Source organism: Roseixanthobacter finlandensis (genome assembly GCF_043195105.2).
Lineage (GTDB): Bacteria > Pseudomonadota > Alphaproteobacteria > Rhizobiales > Xanthobacteraceae > NCEH01.
The window spans coordinates 1197187-1218827 of the sequence record NZ_CM195536.1; the positions used below are offsets into that span (position 1 = coordinate 1197187).

Here is a 21641-nt window from a genome sequence, read left to right on the forward strand (position 1 = left end):
GGGCGAACGTCAGGCGTTGAAGCCGGCGTCCACATTGAGAACCGCCCCCGTAATCAGGCTTGCAGCGGGACCGGCAAGGAACGCCACGGCACTGGCGATCTCACCGGGCTCCCCAAACCTGCCGAGCGACGTGAGGCTCCGCTGATAATCAGCGTTCTCACCATTGGCAGGGTTCACGGTGATGCCTTGAGGGCCGAGTTCACGCGAAAGGCCTCGTGTGAACGACAGAAGTGCCGACTTCGACATGGAATAGGCCGTCACCCCTGGAAACGGAACACGCTCGGCAAGCGAGGAGCCGATGGAGACGATGCGGCCTCCAGATGAAAGGTGCGGGATCGCTGCCTGGGCGAAGAGGACTGACCTATGAGGGACTGGTCTGGACCCGGTTCCGGAAGGCTGCGACCGCGCGGGAGGCAGCGCTAGCATTTCTCCAGGATTCCGCCGTGGCCATGACGGGTGGAGATTGCGATCTGCCGCATGGATGCATGGCGACGCTCGCCACGGTGGGCAGCGAAGGACATTCCGAACTCGGCGAGTTCATGCGAGCCACGCGCGCGGGAGGCTTCGATCTTTTGAAGGCCCGCTTTGACAAAGCAAAGGGCGACGGGGACCTCCAGGTGACGGCGGACACCACCAAGCTCGCGAGGTTCGTGCAGACCGTACAAAGCGGCATGTCGATCCGCGCCCGTGACGGTGCGGATCGCGCCGAACTCTCCGCCGTCGCGGAAATCGCCCTGGCCGGCTGGGACCAAATCACGTCCACGATTGATCACGGGAAAAGGGACAAGGCCTGATCCTGATGTCAGCCACCGACTTATTGCGTCAGGAGCGGTCCGCAGTCGCGTCACGTACCCGAAGGGCCTTGCGACGCTGGATGCGGTAGACGGCAGCCGGAGGCACGTTTGCAAAGGTGCCTCCCACATAGCTGGCCTTAAGGCCTAGCCGGTCGAGCAGCGGGCGCGATACCGGACAGCGCGGGCCATAGGTGAACTGGTAAAACGCACCGTTGGCGCGAAGATGCGCGAAGGCGCCTTCCAGGATCGAATAAACCGTTCGTGGTGCCATCGACAAAAGCGGCAAGCCGCTGATGACGGCCCCTGCCGGGGTGTCAGCGAAAAGCTCAACATCGCGCAATCGCGCCGCGTCCATGCACAATGTCTTCGCACGAGGGAAATCGGCATTCAACTTTGCGGCAAACCTTGCACCGAATTCAATGAGCGCGAGGTTCTCCTCGGCAATGCCTCGCGCCAGCAGAGCACGTGTGAACACGCCCGTTCCGGGTCCAAGTTCGAGGATCGGCCCGGTATCCGCAGACACCTCCGACACGATCAGAGCTGCCAGCGCTCGGCCGGATGGCGTCACGGCGGCCACCCTGAGCGGTTCGGATAACCAGGCGCGGAAGAACTGGAGGGTCTCTGACGACCTGCTCAGCATGCTTGATCCTCCGAAGAGGTCCGGCACCAATTGGTTCGCCCAAGCAGGCGCCAGATCAACACGGACAGCATCTCAACCGCCAGAACGAGGAACAGGAACTTGATGGCCAAGGCTGATGCATTGAGGTCGGGGATCGACTGGGCGGCCGCGTAGCCCGCGGTGAGGAACACCCCATTCCAAAGGGCGATGCCCAGCAGAGTGCCGGCAGCAAAGCGCCACGCATCCAGGCGAAGAAGTGCGGCTGCCAGCGGCGCGACGAACCGAACTGTCGGGATGATCTGCGCGATCAGGGACAGGCTCCGGTCGCGCGCCTGGAAGGAGATGAGCATCCTGTCAATGCGCTTCGATGGCAGGCCCAGGAGCCGCCCGGTTCCATACAGGAGCTTGCCGGATACATCCTGCCCAACAGCACGGACGACGAGGAAGAGCGCCAAACTGGCGAACAAGCTTCCGCAGGTCGTCATGATGAAAGCGGACGGCAGCGACCAACTGTCTTCGACCGCCGCCATGCCGATGGCGACCAGCATGCCGTGGGACGGCAATGCCGGGACGAAGCGTTCCGCCAGTCCGACTGCAAACAGACCGAGGACTCCGTAAAGGGCAATCCAGTCTACGAGACTTGCGAGCGGGTCCATCCCTCAGGCCTCCGCGGGAATGCTGGGCCCATTCGGACGGGTATGGAGAGGTGTTGCAGCCGCAGCGATGAAATTGACGTTCGCCAGCGTTTCCGAGACGTCCCAAAGCCGGCGGGCGACGTGCAACTCCAATGCGGCTGGCGGGATTGCCGCCTCGCTCGGATGGCCGCGCGTCTCCGAAAGCCTGTCGGGACCGTAGTATCTCCCGCCTCCCGCCTCCGGTGACGTCGCTGCGAACAATGTGGGCAGCGCTCCCTGCGCCGCCGGCTGAAACAGAAACCACAGGATCGACCGCAAAAGTCCCTGGGCACTGTATCGCCCTGGGGCATTGTGCAGAAGGTCGGTTCGCGAAATCCCGGGATGGGCCGCAATACTCGTCAGGCCCCAGCCCGCTTCGTCGCTGCGGCGCTGAAGCTCGAGCGCGAATATCAGGCAGGCGAGCTTGGACTGTGCGTAGACGGGCATCGGCTGATAGGCTTTTTCGGCCTGCAGATCGTCGAAATTGATAGCTGCATTGCGGCGCACGGCGATACTGGACAGGGTGACCACACGAGGATCCTGCCCACGGCTGAGCAAAGGCAACAGATGCGCACTCAGCGCGAAGTGGCCGAGATAGTTGGTCCCGAACTGCAGTTCGAACCCATCCGTCGTCGTCTGGCGCTGCGGCGGCGTCATGACGGCGGCATTGTTGATCAGAGTGTCGACCCGCTCCCGGCTCTCGCACAACCGCTGTCCGAATGCGGCGACAGAGGCCAGATCCGCAAGATCAACGGGCTCGAAGCTCACGCGCGCATCTTTCACCGACTGCCTGATACGGGCGACGGCATCGCTTCCCTTGCGCGGGTTTCGCCCGGCGATAATGACGTCGCCGCCGGCGCGCGCAAGCGCAAGTGCATCATGGAAGCCGAGGCCACCAGTGCCCGTGACAACGATTGTTCTGCCGTTCTGGGACGGCATGTCCTGGGTGGTCCAATTCTTTCGCATCCGGAAATTCTTTCGTCGCCTTTAGGCGGAAGCTGCCTGGAGAGGCTGCAATACGGCTTCAGTGAGCGCCGCCTCCCGCAACGGTGCCGCCTTGTCCCGGTAGTCGGCATCCATCGCCAAATTGGCGAATGCCCGGCGGCTGGGGTAACGCACGAGGGCAACCGCGTCCCAGGTCTGTCCGAGCTCTGCCGAAAGAGCCGGGAGGCCATTGCCCACATAGACGATCTCCGCCCCGAAACGGGCGACGATCGGCGTGGCGACGGCGAGGTAGTCGGCGTATCGCTCCCTGCCGCCGCCTTCCTGGAACCGCAGGAGGTTCAGCATGACGACGGCTTGTCCGTCGTCTTCTTTCAGGAAGCTATCGAGTGCATCTTCAATGAGCGTAAGCATACCACCCTCGGATCTGGGTTCATTGACGGGTTCGGCCTGACGCAAACGTTCCGGCGGCCATCATTGTCGAAGGAAATCGGCAACGCGTTCGTTGGCGATCAGAACTCCAAGCTAAATGGTGTACCCAATGATCAGAATACCCGAACCTTCAGGAAATTTGCCTGTTCCTGCAGATGGGGATGGTTTCGGAAGGTTGGTTCAGCTTTGGCCACACAGGCGACTGGAGCCACCAAAAGAGCGGCTCCTGGCAGTATTGCCTGGAGCAGTCGCTTTCAGCGACATGGGAGGCAGCTACGCAGTCTGCACCCTGCGACCGACATATTCGCTATACAGGCGCTGCTGATTCATGACGTCACGCTTCGGAGCAACGCCAAACATCCGCGAATATTCGCGGCTGAACTGCGACGCGCTTTCGTAACCGACCTGGTAAGCCGCGTCGGCCACGTTCGCATCTTCCATAACCATCAGGCGCCGCGCCTCAAGAAGGCGCAACTGTTTCTGGAACTGCAACGGCGTCATCGACGTCATGGCCTTGAAGTGCTGATGGAACGACGAAAGGCTCATTCGCGCCACTTCCGCCAATTCCTCCATACGCAGCGTCCGGGCGATGTCCTCGTGCATGAGGTGGAGGGCTTTCGCGACCCGGGCGGCGTTCGACTCCGGCTCGGCCAGCTTGCAGAGTTCGCCGCCATTCGGGCCGCTCAAAAGCCAGTAGCAGATCTCACGCATGACGGACGGAAAGAGGATCGGGATCGCCTTCGGTGTCTCGCACATCCGCAGGAGGCGGAGAACGCAGTCCGCCAAGGGCTCATCGACCTGCCGCACGAACAGGCATGGCCCGGAGCTGGCAGGAGGCGCCGGCGGAACGTCCAGTTGTTCCAGCACGTCGCGGATCATCGCGACGTCCAGCTCAAGCGTTAATCCGGTATAGGGCGCATCTGGGCTTGCCTCGACGATGTGCCCCGTCGCCGGCAGCGTCATGCCAACAGCCAGACACTCCATCGCGCCGTAGCGAAGCGTGTCCTTACCCAGGATGATTTCCTTCGCCCCCTGGAGCACGACGCAGATCGACGGCTTATAAACCTGCCGCATCCGCATTCGCTGCTTGAAGGAACGGACGATATTGAAGCTGGCAATCGGCGTCGGGAACACGCCTTGCCCCCCGCCCTGGGCCTCGATATAGGCGATGACGGCCCCGAACAGCGATGGCGGCACCCGCACCTCCGGAGGGTTGCGAGGCCAGCGCAGCACTTGGCCTCCTAGTGGCAACCTATCGTCACCCGCAGGATTGGGCAAGTTTTTTGAGGCTTCCGGCATTCTGATCATCAGACACTCCATCTAGCTTGAGGATGCGAACCAAGCGAGGAGTGCGTCGAACATGGCAGAAGCCGCCGCGCGGTCAATAGATATACAAAAAACTTTTCCGCCACTTCCGGAGAAGCCCCCAAAACAATATGCGCGGGGTTGGCGCGTCGCCGCAATTTGCACGACGCTTCTTCTTATAAACGCGTTTTCCCAGATCGACAGAATACTTCCCTTCATCTTGGCCGAGGCTATCAAGGCGGACCTCGGGCTGAGCGACACCCAGATGGGCCTGCTTACGGGCCTCGCCTTCGCAGTTTGCTATTCGCTGCTGTCGTTGCCTCTCGCCCGAGCCTCGGACCGAGGGTCGCCTCGCTTCGTCCTGGTTTCGTGCATTTTGCTCTGGAGCGCGATGACGGCGCTCGGTGGCTTCGCCGCAAGCTTTCTACTGCTGGCGATCACGCGTTTCGGCGTCGCGTTCGGAGAAGCCGGCGCCGTACCTGCCGGCCATGCGCTGATCGGCCGCAAGATCCGGCCGGAGCGTCGCGGCCTGGCGATCGGCCTTTTCGCCATGGGCATCCCGCTCGGCACCATGATCGGCTTCGCCGCCGGCGGGGCGATCGGCGATACGCTGGGATGGCGCACCGCCATGATCGGCGCCGGAGCCATCGGCGGGATGGTTGCTCTATTGGCCTTCATTGTCCCGGGGCCGACCCCGACGCTCGCCCGCACGGCCGCCAACAGCGAACCGTTCCTACGATCCTGTCGCCGATTGCTGGCCTCCCCGGCGTTTCGCTGGCTGTGCATCGCAGCGATCTTCCTCGGCTTCGCCGCAGCGCCCTTCTACGCCTTCTCCGCTCCGTTCCTCATCCGCACGCACGGCTTCAGCGCGAGCGAGGTGGGACTGGCTTTTGGCCTCTTGCAGGGCCTGATGGGCATTATCGGCACGCTCCTGGGCGGACGCTGGTTCGACCGCGCGGTGAGCTCGGGCACGGGGAAAGTGCTCGGGCCGCCGGCCATTCTCTTCCTGATCGCCAGCGCAACCACGAGTGCAGCCTTGTTCGCGCCGGCCGGCTGGTTGTCGATCGCGCTGTTGGTGCCGGGGATGCTGTCCTTCTCATTCCTGCTGCCATGGGCCTTCGGCGCTGCCCATCTCGTCGCTGGCGAAGGTAAGCAAGCGCAGGCGTCTAGCCTCGTGATGATCGGCTCCGGCCTTCTTGGACCGGCGCTCGGACCGGTTATCGTCGGCATGGTCAGCGACGCGGTGACAACTGCGCAAGTTGCCAATGGCCTTGGCTTCGGGCTGCTGGTCGTCCCGATCGCCAGCGTCCTGACGGGCACCACCTTGCTGATCGCAAACGGGCACATCGCCGCTTCGCTGGGACGACAGTGACTTTCGTCTCCTCCGATCGGCCGACAAGAGGCGCTGGTCCGCCAATCGCCCAGCGGGCCGCATCGATTGCAATCAAACCACTCGTATCGAGAAAGGAACCATCAGAATGTCCGATGCTGACACCTCACGCCGCACCTTCATGACCCTCGCGGCCGCCGCTCCCGCGGCTCTCGCCATGGGAAGCACGGCTTCAGCCCAAGCAGCCACGGCCAGCCCAGCAACGCTCCCTGGCGCCGGCAGGGCGGTCGTCGTCACCGGCTCGTCGCGGGGCATCGGCGCTGCTACCGCCAAGCGTCTGGCGCGCGATGGCTTTGCCGTGACCGTGAACTACCTCACGAACCGTGATCTCGCTGCCCGCGTCGTGGCCGACATCGAGGCGGCTGGGGGGCGCGCCATCGTTCGCCAGGCCGACGTTGCCGATCCCGCAGCGGTCAAGGCTCTGTTCGACGCCAATGAGCAGGCATTCGGGGGCGTTGATGTGGTGGTCAACAATGCGGGCATCATGAATGTCGGCCCCTTCGCCCAGATGACGGACGCGGCCTTCGATCGAATGATGGCAACTAATGTCAAAGGCAGCTTCAACGTGCTGCGCGAGGCGGCACGGCGGACGCGTGACGGCGGCCGGATCATCAGCCTGTCTTCAAGCATCATCAAGACGCCTCCTCCGGCTACGGGTGCGTATGCCGCCACGAAGAGCGCCCAGATGCTTTTTTCCAGCGTCCTTGCGAAGGAGTTGGCCGGTCGCAACATCTCGGTCAACGCGGTGGCGCCTGGCGCCGTCGACACGCAGCTCCTCCGGCAGCATGGCGAAGAGGCGCTCCGCGGAATTCCCGAACAGACCCCCCTCGGTCGCCTGGGCCTACCGGAAGATATCGCCGGTGTCATCGCGCTTCTCTGCTCGCAGGATGGCGCCTGGATTGATGCTCAAACCGTATTCGCGAACGGCGGGTTGGGGTGACGGAAAGCCGCCTGCTGATCGCAAACTGGCGCGGCACCGAGGCGACGGTTACACGCAGCCTCGCCTCGGGCAGGTCGCAGCGACAGGTGGACGCGTGGTCTGCCCATGCACCCGGGCGCATCGGCGAAATGGCGCTATATCGACCCAGCACACCTCAAGCATGGCGGCGCCGATCCGGCCGACGCCTTGCGGGCTTTACGATAGCAGGGTCTGGCAGGCATCCGGCATTGCCATGACAATCATGATCGCGAGCTTCAGGAGCATTGACCAGGACATCTGGAAAACCATGTCCGCCGACGGAGTACCGGAGTGACAGGTCTAGCCGTCAGAACTATAGCGGTAAATTCCGGGAACAAGCAAAAACTCCTGAACGACCGATGTTAGGGCGCAAAGCAGAGCCGCCTTTGTACACGCAATCTTACGCCAGAGCACTCCGATCCGTTGAAGCGGCTTTACATCATTGCGAGAGTGCGCGCAGATCGGTTCTGCGGAACAGACGACGTGGGCAAGATCAATGGGAATAGGAAACGGCCGAGAACGGCAATCAAACGACAGCGAAAACCACCGCCGAAACTACGCTATTGCCGCCGCTTGTATCCGTCACTCCCACTCTAATGTTTTTTCGACTCTAATGAATTGATTTTCCTACAGAAAAACTTCATTTCGGCGCCGAGATCCGTGACGTAGGCCGTCAAAAAGCTAGCCTGCTGATTTTGTTGGAGTTTTTGGCAATTTACGCACAGAACAATTCTGTGAACTATCGGCATCTATCGACCGTTTCGCGATGAGACATAGACCTCAAGCCGCGGAAGCTCTTGCCTCCGAAAATGTACCGTCAAAATCGGCGAAATCACATCTCTGCTTCAGACCGTTCTGGGAATACCGCTTTGGCGCTATCGTCTCGCCATGTCCCCGGCCTTCTGGTGGCTTTGGTGAGGTTGTCCACGATTGGCCGGTGAATTTGATCGCGATTTCGTCTGGAGGTGATTAGCCCTCTGAGGGTTGCGTGCTTCGCTTTCGCGGCACTCTGATTTTATAACGAGCACAGCCACGACGATGTTTACGTTTGACGAGGCCATCCCAACAGCAGCATCGACGAATTCCTGCCGTGGCCCTATCCAGCACGGCCAGCCCTCAGCGACGTGGCCTGAGGGACGCTTACTCAGAAGCGGTGTGTGGTTTCGCTAAACTCATCCGGTCGATACGGGATGGAGCCAGGTCAATGAGAGCTTCATCGTCTTCATGAAAAAAGGCGGACATTTCGCCGGCTCCGACGGCGGCGCCTTGGAAAAGCGGCGCCGTCAGACGGAATTACGATCAGCCAGCGGGGCTGGTTGCGGAGCGCCTTTGGATTGGCTTCGTTATTATTGGGCTTCGCTGTTAAAGGCGTATCCGAAGCCCCGCACCGACCGGATTGGAAACTCGTGTCCGCAGATTTTTACTGCTTTGCGGCGCAAGCGGAAGATCAACACCTCCAGATGCGCCGCCCGCGTGGTCTGTCCGCAGTCGGTTTCTTTCAATGCAGCATTCAAATCTTCTCGGCTAACCGGGCATCCCGGCTCATCCATGAGCCGCGCCATGAGGCAGCGCTCATGCTTGCTCAGACTGACCTCGTCGCCGTTCGGACTGCGCAATACCCAACGCGCGGTGTCCAATGTCCAGCCGGTGGACGCATCGCGCTGTCCAAGCTCCACCGTGCCGAGACGCGCATGGAGATTGCGAATGACCAGCTTCAGCTCGGTCATGTCAAACGGCTTGACCAAATAATGATCCGCACCGAGCGACAATCCATGCAATCGATCGTGCAAGGCGGAACGACCCGTGAGCATGACGACCCGAGCGCGGCTTGCAAGCTTCAACCGATTGATGGCGGAAAACCCGGTTTCACCGGGCAGGTTCACGTCGAGCACGATGATGTCGGCGGCTTCTTCCGCTAGGGTGCGCTCGAGGCCGGCAATGGTGTGCGCGGCGCGCACCGTCATGCCTGCAATTCGCAGGTATTCAGCGAGACTTTCGCAGAAATCAATGTCGTCCTCCACCACGATCACCCGGATCGCGGCACATGCTCCCTCCATGAGATTCCCCCGTTCTTCCCGCACCACCAAAATCCCGCTTGCTGAAGTCTCCCAGGTGCCTTTCAAGCCGAACGTGATCTCCTGCGGCCCACGGCAACGTGCGTCACGGCAAACACGCCGACGCTCGATCTCAGGCTGACACTTCGCTCTCACGCGCAGCGGGCAGCACCATGATGAACACACTGCCTCCGCCCACGGCATCTTCCACGCGCACAGTGCCACCGTGAAGTGACGCGATTCGAGCGACGATGAACAGGCCAAGGCCAGCGCCTGGCAGCGATGAATGAGCGTCTGATCGATAATAGCGCTCGAATATCGTCTCCCGCTCAGAGGGATCGACCCCTGACCCCTTGTCCTCCACACGGATCTCGACCGCTTCCTCCGTGGCGCCAAAGGCCAGTGTCACAGGACCGGAACTATATTTGAGCGCATTGCTCACAATATTGCCTACCGCCACGCGCAGTAACAGCGGATCCACCGCCACTCTGAGTTGCTCAGGCCCGTCAAGCTGGATGTCTCGCTCGCTCTCGATCCCACCATCACGAGCGATCTCCGTCAGCAGCGCGTGCAGATCCACGTGACGTACACGCAGTTCCAACGACGCCCGATCCAGCCATTCCTCGGCCAAAAACGTATCGATCAGCCCCCCGAGGCGGCGCGTTGCCCGGCCGATCTTGGCGAGTTCGCGCGTGTCCATTGGCGCGAGCGTGCTGGTTCCATGACGGATCACATCCACCGCCGCTCCGATCGTCGAAAGGGGTGTGCGAAATTCGTGGCTCACCATGGATAGGAGGTTGCGTTGCTCCCGCAGCGCTTGGCGTAAGGCGTGTGTGCGCGCCTCGACGGCGACCTCAAGCGTTTTTTCATTCCGGCGCGAGGCCGCAAGCAAGTCCTGCTCCAGTGCTTGGCGCGTCCTCTGGTGCGCCTGGATCGCTACGATAACACCGACAAAGATGGCCACGATCTGCGCCAATACCAACGCCGGAAAAATCCAGGCGCTGAGGCTGGTGAGCGGCAAGAGCCCCAGCACCCGCCCAGAATATGCCATTAGCACGAAGCCGGAAAGTGAAAGACCAATGAAGTACCAGAGGCCGGAAGGCTCACCTGCCCTCATCCATCGATAGGCCGCCAATATGGTCAAAAGGGAGAAGATGATCGACAACACCAGCAAGATCGATAGCAGCGGCTGGTAGAAGCCAAATGGAGTCAGCGCCGCGCCCACGGTGGAAAATGCCAGGAAGGTCCACATGAAGCGGCGGATCCACGGCATGTTGGCAAACCCGCGAAAGACGTCCATTATCAGGAGGGCCATGGAACCGGCGGTCAGATACAGCACGAGTGCATGGACGCTGTAGATGATGAAATGCGAAAACCCGGCGAAAAGTTGCAGGGCAAGACCGCTAATGAGGATCTGCAGTGCAGTCATGAAGCTGGTGTTGATGCCGAGCAGCACCAGGGTGCGCTCCCTTAGCCACGCTCCCATGATCATTGCGGCAACACCGAGCAGTGCGGCAGCGCCGAGTAGCATCGACAGGATCGTGGTGACGGAAACAATGTACCCAACAAGATCCGGAAGGCGCCAAAGGTCAACCTGTGCGCGTATCGACCGGGTTCCCGCGATGCGGATATAGACGACCTGTTCTTCGTCCAGAGGCACATCCATGCGGAACACAAATAGCGAAACCGGCATATAGCGGTTGGCCACCGGAACTCCGGTGCCAGAGCGCAGCCACATATCGACAATACGGCCATCGGCGCCGCGCACCGGAACAAGAGCATCCACGCTGTCAGTTAGAGGATGCGCATCTACGGCAAGCCACCATTCGCCGTCCCCAGTGTCCGAGGCGCGCAGCGCAAATCTCAACCACCACACGCCCGCCCTGTCGAGGCCTGGGTTGAAAGCCCCCTCTAGGGGACGGAAACGCCCCTCGACCGCTGCACGCTCGATCGCCGCAAAATCCATCTGGCCCGAGATGTCATGAAATGCGGACAGGTGACCTTGTACGGAGACCGATGCCCGTTCGCCATCCAAATTGAGCGGCGCGCCGACGCTTGAAGACGACGAGCCGACCAACCAGATGATGCAGATAAGCGGAAGAAACCAAAGTACGACACCGTACCTGCACGCCCCCCGCACCATCCCTGCTCCCCCACGTCACTGGTCGTTGGTTGCTTGCCACTTTGCAACGCTGCATTCTCCTACGGCGCTCCGGCGACAAACCGGGTAGCCCTAGTTAAGTGGAGCGCCCCCTCTGGCATAGCCTTTTTCATTTTCTCAGAGGGGTACAGCACTATCCGATCTGCCGCTGCGCCAAACCAGTAGTTCCGCGACAGATCGCGCCGCTTACACCGTCAAACAGGCTCGATCCAATCGCCAGAGCGGACTCACCGCCGCACGGAAGTTAGGGGCAATGTCACATCAACCAAGGACCGGGAGACAGAGATCAACAGCTTCCTTTACACAGTAACGACAGCCTGAACCGGTCGCTGGTGTCGCGCACGCAAGCGGGCGACACCCACAGCCGCTCAATTAATCACTCCCCGATGGCAGGCGCCGGTCGAGCGGTTGATCGGGGGCTTCGATGGTGATGAAGCTTGCCAGATCCGGGCCGAACGTCGGAAGGGCCATGGGGCAGCGCACGCCAGGCAGCACCGCGACGTCAAATAATTCGCGTACGCCGCCATCTAGCCGCAACCATTCGACGATATCGCCGTTGCGCGGATTGACGATCTGAACGCCGCACCAGGCCTCCGCCCCGCGCTTGTCCAATTCCTCCTGAAGCTGAAGGCCACTGAACACGCCGTCTCGCCGCGCCAGCGACAACCCGATGAATGCGTGACCATCATGGAAGGAGAGACCACGCATGAAGCCCGGACAGAAGGTGACGCGTTCGCGCGCGCCGGTGTCCCGATCGATGCGGGTCAGATAGCCATTGCCGGAATCCAGAACCCACAGGGCCCCATCGTGGATACGGGGCGAGTGCGGCATGGAGAGCCCGTCGGCGATGATGGCGTCCGTCGTCACATCGATCACCACGCCGCCATCCCGGCGCCGGTCACGCCAACCGTCAACAATGTCGCTCGTGGACACCGCCGTGACATAGCGGGGCTGGCCATTTTCCATACACATGCCGTTGAGATGGCACCGATCTTCCGGCGCTAGGCGCGAGATGAAGGCGGGCCGCCAGACCGGCTTGAAACTATGCACGACGCTGTCGGTCGCCAGGCAAGAATATTTCGTATTGACGAAAATCAACTGGCCGGCCGCATCAATGCCCATCTCATGCACATCAAGGTCCGACACAGTCTGGCCGCGCCGCGGCACATAGAGACGGTCGAAATGCTCGTTTGCCACCTCGTTGAGTCCGAGCACGTTCTCAAACCGCCAGATCTGCGCCAATCCTGCCAGAAGCAAGCGCTGGCCGTCGCCGATCAGGCCCATGGCGCGCACGAAATTGCGCTGATGAACCGAAAGCGCGCCGTTCTGCAGCACCCCCACCAGGAACAGTTGTCCCGTCTGGTAGGAGGTAAAGGCGATGGAGCAATTGTGCAATTGCAGCCATTGCGGCAGGCCGCGCGAGCACGAGATGTGGGTGACAACGTCTTGCACCGCCTGCGGCGCATCGGCGGGCGGGAGACCTGCCGCTTCAACGGTGGGCTCCGGCGCGGGATTTGGCTGATCACTCAAGGCGTTTGCTTTCGTCGAGCGGACCGACCGATGGCCTTCTGAAAAGGCCATCGGAGTAGGGGACTGAGCGGCAAATCAGAACTTATACCCGAGCCGCAGGGACGCACCCTGGGCAAGATAATCCTCGGCCACGTTCGCGGTATATTGCAGCTTCACTTCGACGCCGCTCACATTTTGAATGTCAAGGCCGAGATCGAGCCGACCCACCATGTCCGCGACCGGCGAGAGGGTCTCAAAGGCCTGCATGCCCGGCGCGTTGACGAAGGTCGCGCGGGACGACCATGTGTCGCCCGAGAGGAAGCTCACGCCCATGACCGCGAACGGCCGCGCCACCGTATTATCATCCAGAGCAAACCGGCCGCCGACCTCCAAAGCCGGCGTGATGCCATAGAAGGTCGACGATCCACTCTGCACCGCAAGGTTAAGGGGGCCGAGCCCAGTTTCCGTGTAGCCGATCTGATTGATCGACATGACATCAACATCGAGCATCGGCTTTGCATACCACGCATTGTTGAAGATCAATTCGTGGGACGCGCGTGCCCGCCCGAACAGGAAGTAGGAGGTCGGGGACCCTTCGGCGAGAGAGGAGAGCGAGCCGACCGAAACGGTGCGTGTTGAATCGCCCCAATTGTATCCGCCGCCAGCGGCGAGGGCGAACAACCACGGTCCCATCTGGCGCTTGAGGGCCACCGCACCAAATCCCGTCTGATTGTCCAGCGTTTCCGCCCGGCCCGTACCTTGGTAAGAGCTGCTCTGGTAGCCGATCGTGGCCCCAAGGAACCAGTCCTTGGCGATCTCCTTCTGCCGCCCGACCTGCATACCCGCCATACTGCCGGAGAAGCCCGAGAAGCCGTTTGAACCGGTACGGTCGGCGACCCCACCAAGCACGCGCGCCCAATCGCAACTGCCTTCCTGAAGCAGCACGCCATCGCCCTCGAACGCCGGACAGCTCAGCACGCTCGATGCGGTCGCAATGGCGGTTTCGGTCGCGGTGGAGAGCGGGACCAGCGAGGTGCTGGAATAGATCGAGTTGATCAGGGACGGATAGTTCGCGGGCGTCGCACTATAGAATTGACCGAAGACGGCGCCAAGCGCGGAGGTCGCGGGTGACCCGAGTGTGGCGCCATTGGCGATGACGTTCCACGCACTTTGTAATCCGCCGCTCACCTTCTGCTGGTTGGTGTTGAGGTTGGCAGTGAGGCTGGAACTGGTGAAATTCGCGCTTTGCACCGAGAAGCCGTACCAGCCATCCGCCTGCAAGGTAGGAGAGGTGAATTGATATATCGGCGTTGGCAGTACGGTGACGGGATCTGTCACGACGCCGCCTTCGGCCTTGAACAGATCCACCGTCACATTCGGCAGCAAGGACACAGCGTTGAGCGTGACCGCACTCTGCCCGGACAGTGTGCCCCCAACGATGAACCGATCAGATGTGCCGTGTACCATATCGACATCTGCGACAATACCGCCATTGCCCGTCAGATTACCCGAAAATGTCGTAGTGACGAACGATCCGGTTCCGCCGACATTGACCGTTCCATAATTTTCGAAGGAGCCAACTTGTACCTGTGTTCCGCTAATGAAAGTGCCGGAGACGGTATTGTATACTTTGTTTCCGATGTTGCCGGACAGCAAGAGATTACCTTGAAGCAACCCGGAGTTCGTCACCGCTGTGATATTCGCACCGACCGTCTGAATGGCGATCCCGTTGGGCGACGTCGCGCCCACAGCACCCCCCTTGGCGATTTGGATGCCCGTGTTCCTGCCCACGGCATAGATGGCGCCGGCGCTGGCGCCGCTGGCGTTGACAACGCCGCCTGCCTCCACGGCGATATCATTTGCGTCACTGCCGGCCTGCGAGAAAATACCCCAGGCGCCCTGTCCAGCCACGTGGATTTGGCCTGAGGTCGTGATCTGGACGTTACCCGTTCCGCTGCTACCGCCGCGTTGGAGCGAACCGGCATAGGTGACGCCGTTCTTTTGAAACACACCACCACCACCGGAGAAGGCTTGCGCGAAGATACCGTGGGCATAGGCGCCGGAGGTGACGATCGCTGCCCCGGTCGCGAGGGTTACGGCAACGCCCCCGCTGGTACCGCTGCCGCTGGTGTAGGCATATTTATCAGACACCGGCGCATAGATCTGAAACTTCTGCGTCGCATCTGCGGTGAACGCCCCGCCACCGGCGATGGACTGCGCAACAACACCAATTGCGCCATCACCGGAGGTGTAGATCCGCGACGTCCCGTTGAGCGACACATTTACTGCGTCAGAGATTCCGCTGGCGCCGGTGGACACGAAAGAGACGTCCTTGATAGCAGCGCTTATCGTCGACATTACGCCCCCGCCCGCGCCGATGGATTGCGCGAGAATGCCGATATTGCGGGTTCCGTAAGTCGCAATGGCGCCATTGGCGTTCACTGTCACGGCACCTCCGTTCGCATTGCCGCTGCTGGCCATGCTGCCGAGGGAAATCTTTAGAGCATCGCGCACATAAGCGGCGCTTGCGGTAGTCGTATCGCCGAACGCCGCGGCGAAGGTTCCGCCGCCGCCGCCGATGGATTGCGCAAGTATGCCGAAGGCGTCGGTGCCCTCCACCCCGCCGCCCGTCGAGATGACCGTGTTCTCAAGCGTCGTTACGGTCACCGCTCCGCCATTGCCGCTGGCGGCGGTCGTGGTCGTATTGCCGAAATGGATTTTGGTCGAGGGTATGGAGAAGCCGGTGGTTGCGCCGGAGCCGCCACCACCGCCGATGGACTGGGCCAGCACACCGTGCGAGCCGAAACCGGAGGTTCTGATATTGCTGGCATAGACGCTCACCGCGCTGCCATTGCCGCCCGAGCCGCCGCTGGCGCCGATAGTCAGGTCAGCCGTGAAGGGGCCGGTTGCGCCAGCGCTGCTGCTGCCGTTGGACACCGCCGCCGCGCCACCGCCGCCGCCGATGGATTGCGCGGTGATGCCGTTGGAGAGGATGCCTGAAGTGATAATGCTGCCATTTGTGACGCTGCCGCCGGGCTGCGAGCCGCCGCCATAACCCCCGTTCGACTTGCCGACAACGATGGCGCCGCCATCTCCGCCGGCGCCGCCATCGGACCCGACCGTCACGTTGAACGTGGCCGTCTGGGCCGCCGTATCGCCCTGCGGCAGGTAATTTGTGATGCTGCTGGGCGTCGGCACGGTGAGCGAGGAATCGCCCGCCCCACCCATGCCGCCGCCGCCGCCGATGGATTGCGCCAGAATTCCGTCCGCCCAATCCCCGCTGGTCACGATATTGCCGGCGTTCCAGGCATACACGGTGCCGCCGTTCCCGCCTGCGGTTCCCGCGGCACCGAGCCCGATGACAATGCCCACAGTGCCGCCAGCTGTGCCGCCGCCGCCACCCGATGTGCCGCCGCCGCCGCCGATGGACTGGACCAACATGCCGCGGGAATCATTGCCCGATGTCGAAATGGTGCCGACATTGCCAGCCGCGGCGAAGCCGCCCGCCCCGCCATCGCCGCCGGTGGCGCCGAGGCCGACTGAAAGGCTTACCGAAACCTTGCCCGCCGCCGATTTGCTTTGCGCATTGCCGGTGGTGGCATTGCCGCCGCCGCCACCGATCGACTGCACCATGATGGCGTCGGAGAACTGCCCCGTGGTGGCGATCCGGCCCTGGTTGAACGCTTCAGCGTAGCCGCCCGCGCCGCCACCGCCGCCGGTTCCGCCCAGCGACGTGCTGATGGAGAAGTTGAAGGCCTGAGGATCCGCCGCACCGGTCGCGTAATTGATTACCTTCGGCAGAATTCCGGCCGAGCTATTGGCGCTGGAATCGCCGCCGGCGCCGCCGCCGCCGCCGACCGACTGGACCAGCATGCCCACCGAGCCGTGGCCGCTGGTGTAGATTTGCCCGGAGGACGTGTTCGTCGCGAAAGCATTTCCGCCATTCGCGGCGGTTCCGCCTTTGCCCCCGTGGGAAAAGCTGATGGCCACGGCCAAGGTCGCCTTAGGATCGCTGGGATCAACCGGGACACCGGCCACAAGGGATTTCGCAGCAGAGGACCCGCCGGCACCACCGCCCCCGCCGATGGACTGAACCGTGATGGCAGCGGAATCATAACCCGACGTGCGGATGATGCCGCCGCTGGTCGCTTCCGCTGTCCCGCCCGTACCGCCCCCGCCGCCACTGCCACCGAATGACAGAGAAATGCCGATGCCGAGCGACGCGGACGTCGCCTTGGAGGCGCCGCCGGTGCCGCCGCCGCCACCGATGGACTGGACGAGCAGGCCGGTGCCGTTGGTGCCCGAGGTTGTAATGCTGCTGCCGGCATAGGTTCTCACCTGCGCCGTTTGGCCGTCGCCTCCGCCGCCGCCTGAGCCGCCCTTGGAGGCAGATATGACTGTGCCCCAAGAGGTCGCCTTGCCGCCTGAGCCACCACCGCCGCCAATGGATTGCGCGATGATGCCGCCGGCATATTCGCCCGAAACAACGATGGCGCCGGAATGCTCCACCGTCACAGTTCCGCCATCGCCACCATTGCCGCCAGAACCGCCGACAGCAAGGACCAAGCCATGCTTGTTGCGGCCATTGCCGCCGCCGCCACCGATGGACTGCGCAACGATTCCGTGCGCCTCTGAACCGTAAGTGGTGATCACGCCACCATTGGCGACGTTAACCGATCCGCCGTTTGCCCCGGAACTTCCAGACGCCCCGACCGGGCCGAGCAGGGCGAGGACGCCGGGGCCGCCATTCGTGCCGCCGCCGCCCCCAATGGATTGCGCGAGGATACCAATGCCGCCGCCCGTATAGACCGTGCCGCTTGACGTATCGACGGCGCCGGAGGCAGTCGCCGTATAGCCGCCGACTGTCGTGATACGACCATAATTGCGCACGGTGACCGTACCGCCCGCAGCCCCCCCGCTATTGCCGCCGAGCGACTGCTGAGTCCCGACAGAGACGTCGATGGCTCCCTGGGAGGTTGTGGGGAGAGTGCCGTTTGATGACAGCGCGCCGCCGCCGCCGCCGATGGATTCGGCCAGGATGCCGTGGGAATCGCTTCCCTGGGTGGAGATCGCACCCGTATTGGTGATGGCGACATTCCCGGCGGATGCCGAATTGGCGTTCTGATCGCCCCAGACGAACGAGCCTGCCCCGGAATATTGGAACATGCCCCCACCAGCGCCAGCCGATATCCCGACGATCCCGTGGGATTGCGTTCCCGTCGTCGCAATGGAGAAGGCACTGGTGATCGAGACGTTACCGGATTCGCCCCCTTGGGCTGTATCGCTGCCCGTGCCTACAGACTTGCTCTGCCCAACACCGCCATTGCTCAGGGCAACGATGCCGGAAGAATAGGCGCCGGCCGTGGTGATGGACCCGGAGCCTCGCAGAGACACGGTAACGGCACCACTTGTTCCGCCGTGATAAGATGTATCGTTGCCCTGTCCGCCGTAGCTCTGAGCATAGATGCCGGGCGAAGAACTTCCCTTGGTGATCAGGCTGGCGTTGGCGCCATAGGCATTGACGGTGACATCACCCGCGTCGCCGCCGTTGCCGCGATAGCCCGAACCGCCTCGACTGACGGCTGAAAGGGCTGCGCCGGAACTATAATGGTCGCCATACGGGCCGCGTCTCTCCCAGGACGCCGTCGTTGCAACAGTGCCGCCAAAGGCCTGCGACGCGGTGCCGAGATAGATCCCGACGGACGCAGCACTGCCCCCATTCCCCTGTTTGCCCTGCCGTCCGGCCGCGCCACCATAGGATGACGCCTCCACCCCGACACCAGCTTGGGTAGAGGTTACTTGCCCCGCAGTGAGGAGCACAGACACGGCGCCCGCATCGCCGCCGCTTCCGTCAATATTGTTGTCGCCATTCGGTATTCCACCGCGTCCGCCGGTGCTGGTCGCCACGATCGCAGCGCTTGTCGCGGTCACGTCACCAGAGGTTACAATGGTCACCGCACCAGTATTACCGCCTCGCCCGCCGGTATTTCCGCTCTCCTGCGTATCACCGCTACCAAAACCGCCATAGCTCGCCGCGAAAATACCCACGGCCTGCTTGGACGTGGCCTGAATCGCACCCGCGTTGGAAATGTAGACATTTCCGCCGGCGCCACCCCAGACGTCGTTGGCTTTTCCAGGAATATTGTTGCCGCGACTGATGGCTGAAAGACCATAATTGGTCGACCCCTGCGCCGCAGATGGATCGGAACTACCAATAAGCAAATTCGGTGATTGAGATTCTGTTACATTAATAATAGCATTATTCGTAATTGAAATATTCATTCCTGGCTGGGAAGCGTTCGGAGAACTATTTGTGTACCAATTATAAGACCCGCCATTGCCCAGCTGCGGGATTGAGGCGCTGCCCGAGATGGTGCAGGAGAAGGTGGTCGCGCTAATGTCCGCGCTACTCATCCCCGCCGCCGAGGGCGGATTGCACGTCGACTGACCGTAGGCACGCGAATAGAGTGGCAACAAGACGGGCACGCCGACGAAGCCGGTGATCAGCGCTGTCGATTGAAGCAGAAGCGAAGCGGTGAGGCGGCGCATTTGCGTCACAGTGGGAGAAGATACGGCTGGGTCTTTGCTTGACCGTTCGATCTTCCGACGATTGCGCGTACTCATCATCACCCTCCCCACGAGGCTTACTGCTATAGATGTCTCTGAGATCCGAGATGCCATTCCCCAAAGCACGTCAGATGAAGCAGGTCACGATACCCACTATGGGTAAGGGCCACCTAGGTCTGGCGCCCGCGTTCACTCCGGCATCCGGTTGACCCTCGCTATCTTTTTTTCCTACCCCACCGCGGTATCCTAGATCAAAACCGGCAGGCGCCTGTCAATAAGACTAGGCAAAAATAGGTCATTTGCGACATGTTATTTTATGTAATAATTATTAAGACACTAGAATCATACAATAAAAATAATTTCTGATTTATCGCATCTGATTTGTGGTGCAATTATTGTTGCCTGAGGCGAACAACCAAGTCCCGGTCTATCAGGGGGATGAAATTTGCCCTCAACTGACGAGATGAGCTCGCGGATCGACACCCTGTTCGGTCTGCACATGGCGATCCCTTGGGAGCAGCTGCCGTTCGAGAGGGCCGGATGTTCCGGGATGACCCGCTGGTGCCGGCTGCGCGGCTGACAGGATGCCGGCGTATGGAACTGTGACGATCGGGAATGGAGCCTAGATCAGAGGGCGCCTTGTAGCCGAGCAGGCTCTCAACCTGGAGCGAAGTGCACCCGTCGGGCGTTTCGCTCGGTGGCGCCGAAGCTGTCTTGCCACCAATCATCGGTCTTCAGGTACTTGGGCCGGTCGTCTTCGTCGCGCCAAGCCAGCGACTCGCGGAAGGCGTGATGGCTCCAAAGCCGCATATACTCGCCAAGGTAGATGTCGGCCACGCGCGTATCGCCATGGACGATGATCATGTTCTCGTCGTTGTCGACGATCGACGCCCTGCTGAAATTAGCCGAGCCGCACACCACGATTGGGTCGGTGCTTAGCGGGTCGACCAGCATGAATTTGTTGTGGATGTACTCGACGTTGCTGCTGAAGCCGGACAATCGCTCCTTGAGCCACCCGTCGATGGCGTTGGTCGCGATGAAGGAGCCTACCGCGAAGACGTTCTCCGGCATGTTGCGAAGCTGCTGAATCGCTTCCTCCTCCGCGATCCGCTGAGGACTGCCCTTCTTCAACGGTCGGGTCTTCTCTTCCATGAGGGCGAAGCGGAGGCCCGCTGTCGACCGGCGATAGACGTCCTTGAAAAGGTCGTGCATGCCGAAAGCGAACGTGATGAACAGCCCGCTCCGCGCGCTCAAGGCGTAGTCCGCAAGCAGCTTCAGTGCATCCGGATCGACGGTTTTGCCCGGATCGGTCCGCGGGCTGAAAAAGAGCGACGTGCCGGGGGAAGGCGGATGTCCGGGTAAGGGCGAGACCCGCTCGACGGCAGCGGTCAACGTGGCGTCGTTCGGGTCGTTGGCCAGCTCCGTCCAGTAATCGAGGAAGGCTTGGGCAACGGTGCCGTCCTTCACGACGTGGGCGACGTTCGAGTGTCCGAAAATTCCGTTCCGGGAGAAATTGGTCCCGCCCGTCCAGACCTCCGTCGGTTGGCCGCCACGCAGCAGGACGCGGCGACGCCGAGCGGCTCGCGCTCGTGCTGCCGGGCTCCGATCAGCCGATCGCCCCCACCCACTGGAGTTTCGGCCAGTAGCCGCGCTCGTTGGCGCGCCGGCGGCCTACCTCCGCCAGCTGCCTGCGCCACTCGCCGGCATCAATCTCCAGGAGGGCCTCACCTCGCACCGAGCCGAACAGGTCAAGACGCTCGAGATCGAAGATGGCCGCGTCGAGCTGTGCGCCGTCACCCGGCCCGACTATGGCCGCATCTTTGACCATGAGCTGGTCTCGGCCGTGCAGCGGATCGCAGGCAATGGCACGGGCGATATCTGCCGCGTGGCGTGCCGCTGTTGAAGCGAGTCGCCGCGCAAACAGGCCAACGGGTCCGCCGGACCGGGCTCGCCATCACGGTCGACGGCGTGCCGATGGGCGACGCTCTCGATCGCGATCGTCGCGGCCGCTCGCTGCCCGTGTGGCAAGGCTACCGGTTGGTCGCGGCCGGCGAGCTGTTCCTGATGAACTGGCACGTCCGCGACAGCCTCGATGGCCGCTATTTCGGCCGCTTCCCGCCGCCTCGGTGATCGGCCCGACCACCCCCCCTCTACACCGACGAGGACGGCGATGGCCGCTTCGTCTGGCGCGCGCCGACGCGGTGACGGCGCGCCCGAGATCCTGTCCACCGCAGTT

At 62.1% G+C, this 21641-nt stretch carries 13 protein-coding genes and 3 pseudogenes; 5 read left to right on the plus strand and 11 right to left on the minus strand.

Annotation, left to right across the window (positions count from 1 at the left end):
• Window positions 1–9 precede the first annotated feature (9 nt).
• A pseudogene (locus V5G24_RS05640) lies at window positions 10–357 on the minus strand (SDR family NAD(P)-dependent oxidoreductase); the annotation flags it as partial.
• 128 nt (window positions 358–485) lie between these two features.
• On the opposite strand from V5G24_RS05640, the gene V5G24_RS05645 reads away from it, so the two are divergent.
• Window positions 486–794 (plus strand): hypothetical protein, encoded by a 309-nt coding sequence (locus V5G24_RS05645; protein ID WP_394085927.1) that lies wholly within the window; start codon window positions 486–488, stop codon window positions 792–794.
• Between the two features lie 28 nt (window positions 795–822).
• Here V5G24_RS05645 and V5G24_RS05650 read toward each other — a convergent pair whose 3' ends face one another.
• The 5 genes from V5G24_RS05650 to V5G24_RS05670 form a co-directional block, all read right to left on the minus strand.
• The gene (locus V5G24_RS05650; RefSeq protein WP_394085928.1) at window positions 823–1434 is read right to left on the minus strand and encodes a class I SAM-dependent methyltransferase; all 612 of its coding nucleotides are present in this window, start codon (window positions 1432–1434) and stop codon (window positions 823–825) included.
• On the minus strand, window positions 1428–2069 hold the full coding sequence (locus tag V5G24_RS05655) for a DedA family protein (protein ID WP_394085929.1): 642 nt from the start codon (window positions 2067–2069) through the stop codon (window positions 1428–1430). The genes V5G24_RS05650 and V5G24_RS05655 overlap by 7 nt, the downstream gene beginning before the upstream one ends.
• Before the next feature lie 3 nt (window positions 2070–2072).
• Entirely contained in the window at window positions 2073–3053 is a 981-nt protein-coding gene (locus V5G24_RS05660) for an SDR family oxidoreductase (protein WP_394085930.1), read from the minus strand.
• 21 nt (window positions 3054–3074) lie between these two features.
• Window positions 3075–3443 (minus strand): DUF1330 domain-containing protein, encoded by a 369-nt coding sequence (locus V5G24_RS05665; RefSeq protein ID WP_394085931.1) that lies wholly within the window; start codon window positions 3441–3443, stop codon window positions 3075–3077.
• Window positions 3444–3734: 291 nt separating this feature from the next.
• Window positions 3735–4658 (minus strand): AraC family transcriptional regulator, encoded by a 924-nt coding sequence (locus V5G24_RS05670; RefSeq protein WP_394085977.1) that lies wholly within the window; start codon window positions 4656–4658, stop codon window positions 3735–3737.
• Between the two features lie 163 nt (window positions 4659–4821).
• Between V5G24_RS05670 and V5G24_RS05675 the strand changes: the two genes are divergently transcribed.
• Both V5G24_RS05675 and V5G24_RS05680 read left to right on the plus strand, forming a co-directional pair.
• On the plus strand, window positions 4822–6138 hold the full coding sequence (locus V5G24_RS05675) for an MFS transporter (protein ID WP_394085933.1): 1317 nt from the start codon (window positions 4822–4824) through the stop codon (window positions 6136–6138).
• Between the two features lie 106 nt (window positions 6139–6244).
• A complete protein-coding gene (locus V5G24_RS05680) occupies window positions 6245–7096 on the plus strand; it encodes an SDR family oxidoreductase (RefSeq protein ID WP_394085934.1) in 852 nt (283 codons plus the stop codon).
• 1364 nt (window positions 7097–8460) lie between these two features.
• On the opposite strand, the gene V5G24_RS05685 is transcribed toward V5G24_RS05680, so the two are convergent.
• From V5G24_RS05685 to V5G24_RS05705, 5 genes are all read right to left on the minus strand, one after another.
• A complete protein-coding gene (locus tag V5G24_RS05685) occupies window positions 8461–9237 on the minus strand; it encodes a response regulator transcription factor (RefSeq protein ID WP_394085935.1) in 777 nt (258 codons plus the stop codon).
• Window positions 9238–9301: 64 nt separating this feature from the next.
• Window positions 9302–11311: a sensor histidine kinase gene (locus V5G24_RS05690; protein ID WP_394085936.1), complete on the minus strand. Its 2010-nt coding sequence runs from the start codon at window positions 11309–11311 to the stop codon at window positions 9302–9304.
• A 390-nt stretch (window positions 11312–11701) separates the two neighbouring features.
• Window positions 11702–12910 carry a TIGR03032 family protein gene (locus V5G24_RS05695; protein ID WP_394085937.1) on the minus strand — a complete coding sequence of 403 codons (1209 nt, stop codon included), beginning with the start codon at window positions 12908–12910 and terminating at the stop codon, window positions 11702–11704.
• Between the two features lie 24 nt (window positions 12911–12934).
• Window positions 12935–19387: an autotransporter outer membrane beta-barrel domain-containing protein gene (locus V5G24_RS05700; protein WP_394085938.1), complete on the minus strand. Its 6453-nt coding sequence runs from the start codon at window positions 19385–19387 to the stop codon at window positions 12935–12937.
• Window positions 19388–20062: 675 nt separating this feature from the next.
• On the minus strand, window positions 20063–20872 hold the full coding sequence (locus V5G24_RS05705; RefSeq protein WP_394085939.1) for a phospholipase D-like domain-containing protein: 810 nt from the start codon (window positions 20870–20872) through the stop codon (window positions 20063–20065).
• A gap of 89 nt (window positions 20873–20961) precedes the next feature.
• On the opposite strand from V5G24_RS05705, the pseudogene V5G24_RS05710 reads away from it, so the two are divergent.
• Window positions 20962–21281 (plus strand): annotated as a pseudogene (locus tag V5G24_RS05710) (DUF932 domain-containing protein); the annotation flags it as partial.
• Window positions 21281–21610, plus strand: a pseudogene (locus V5G24_RS05715) (S26 family signal peptidase); the annotation flags it as partial. The pseudogenes V5G24_RS05710 and V5G24_RS05715, both read left to right, overlap by 1 nt.
• Between the last annotated feature and the right edge of the window lie 31 nt (window positions 21611–21641).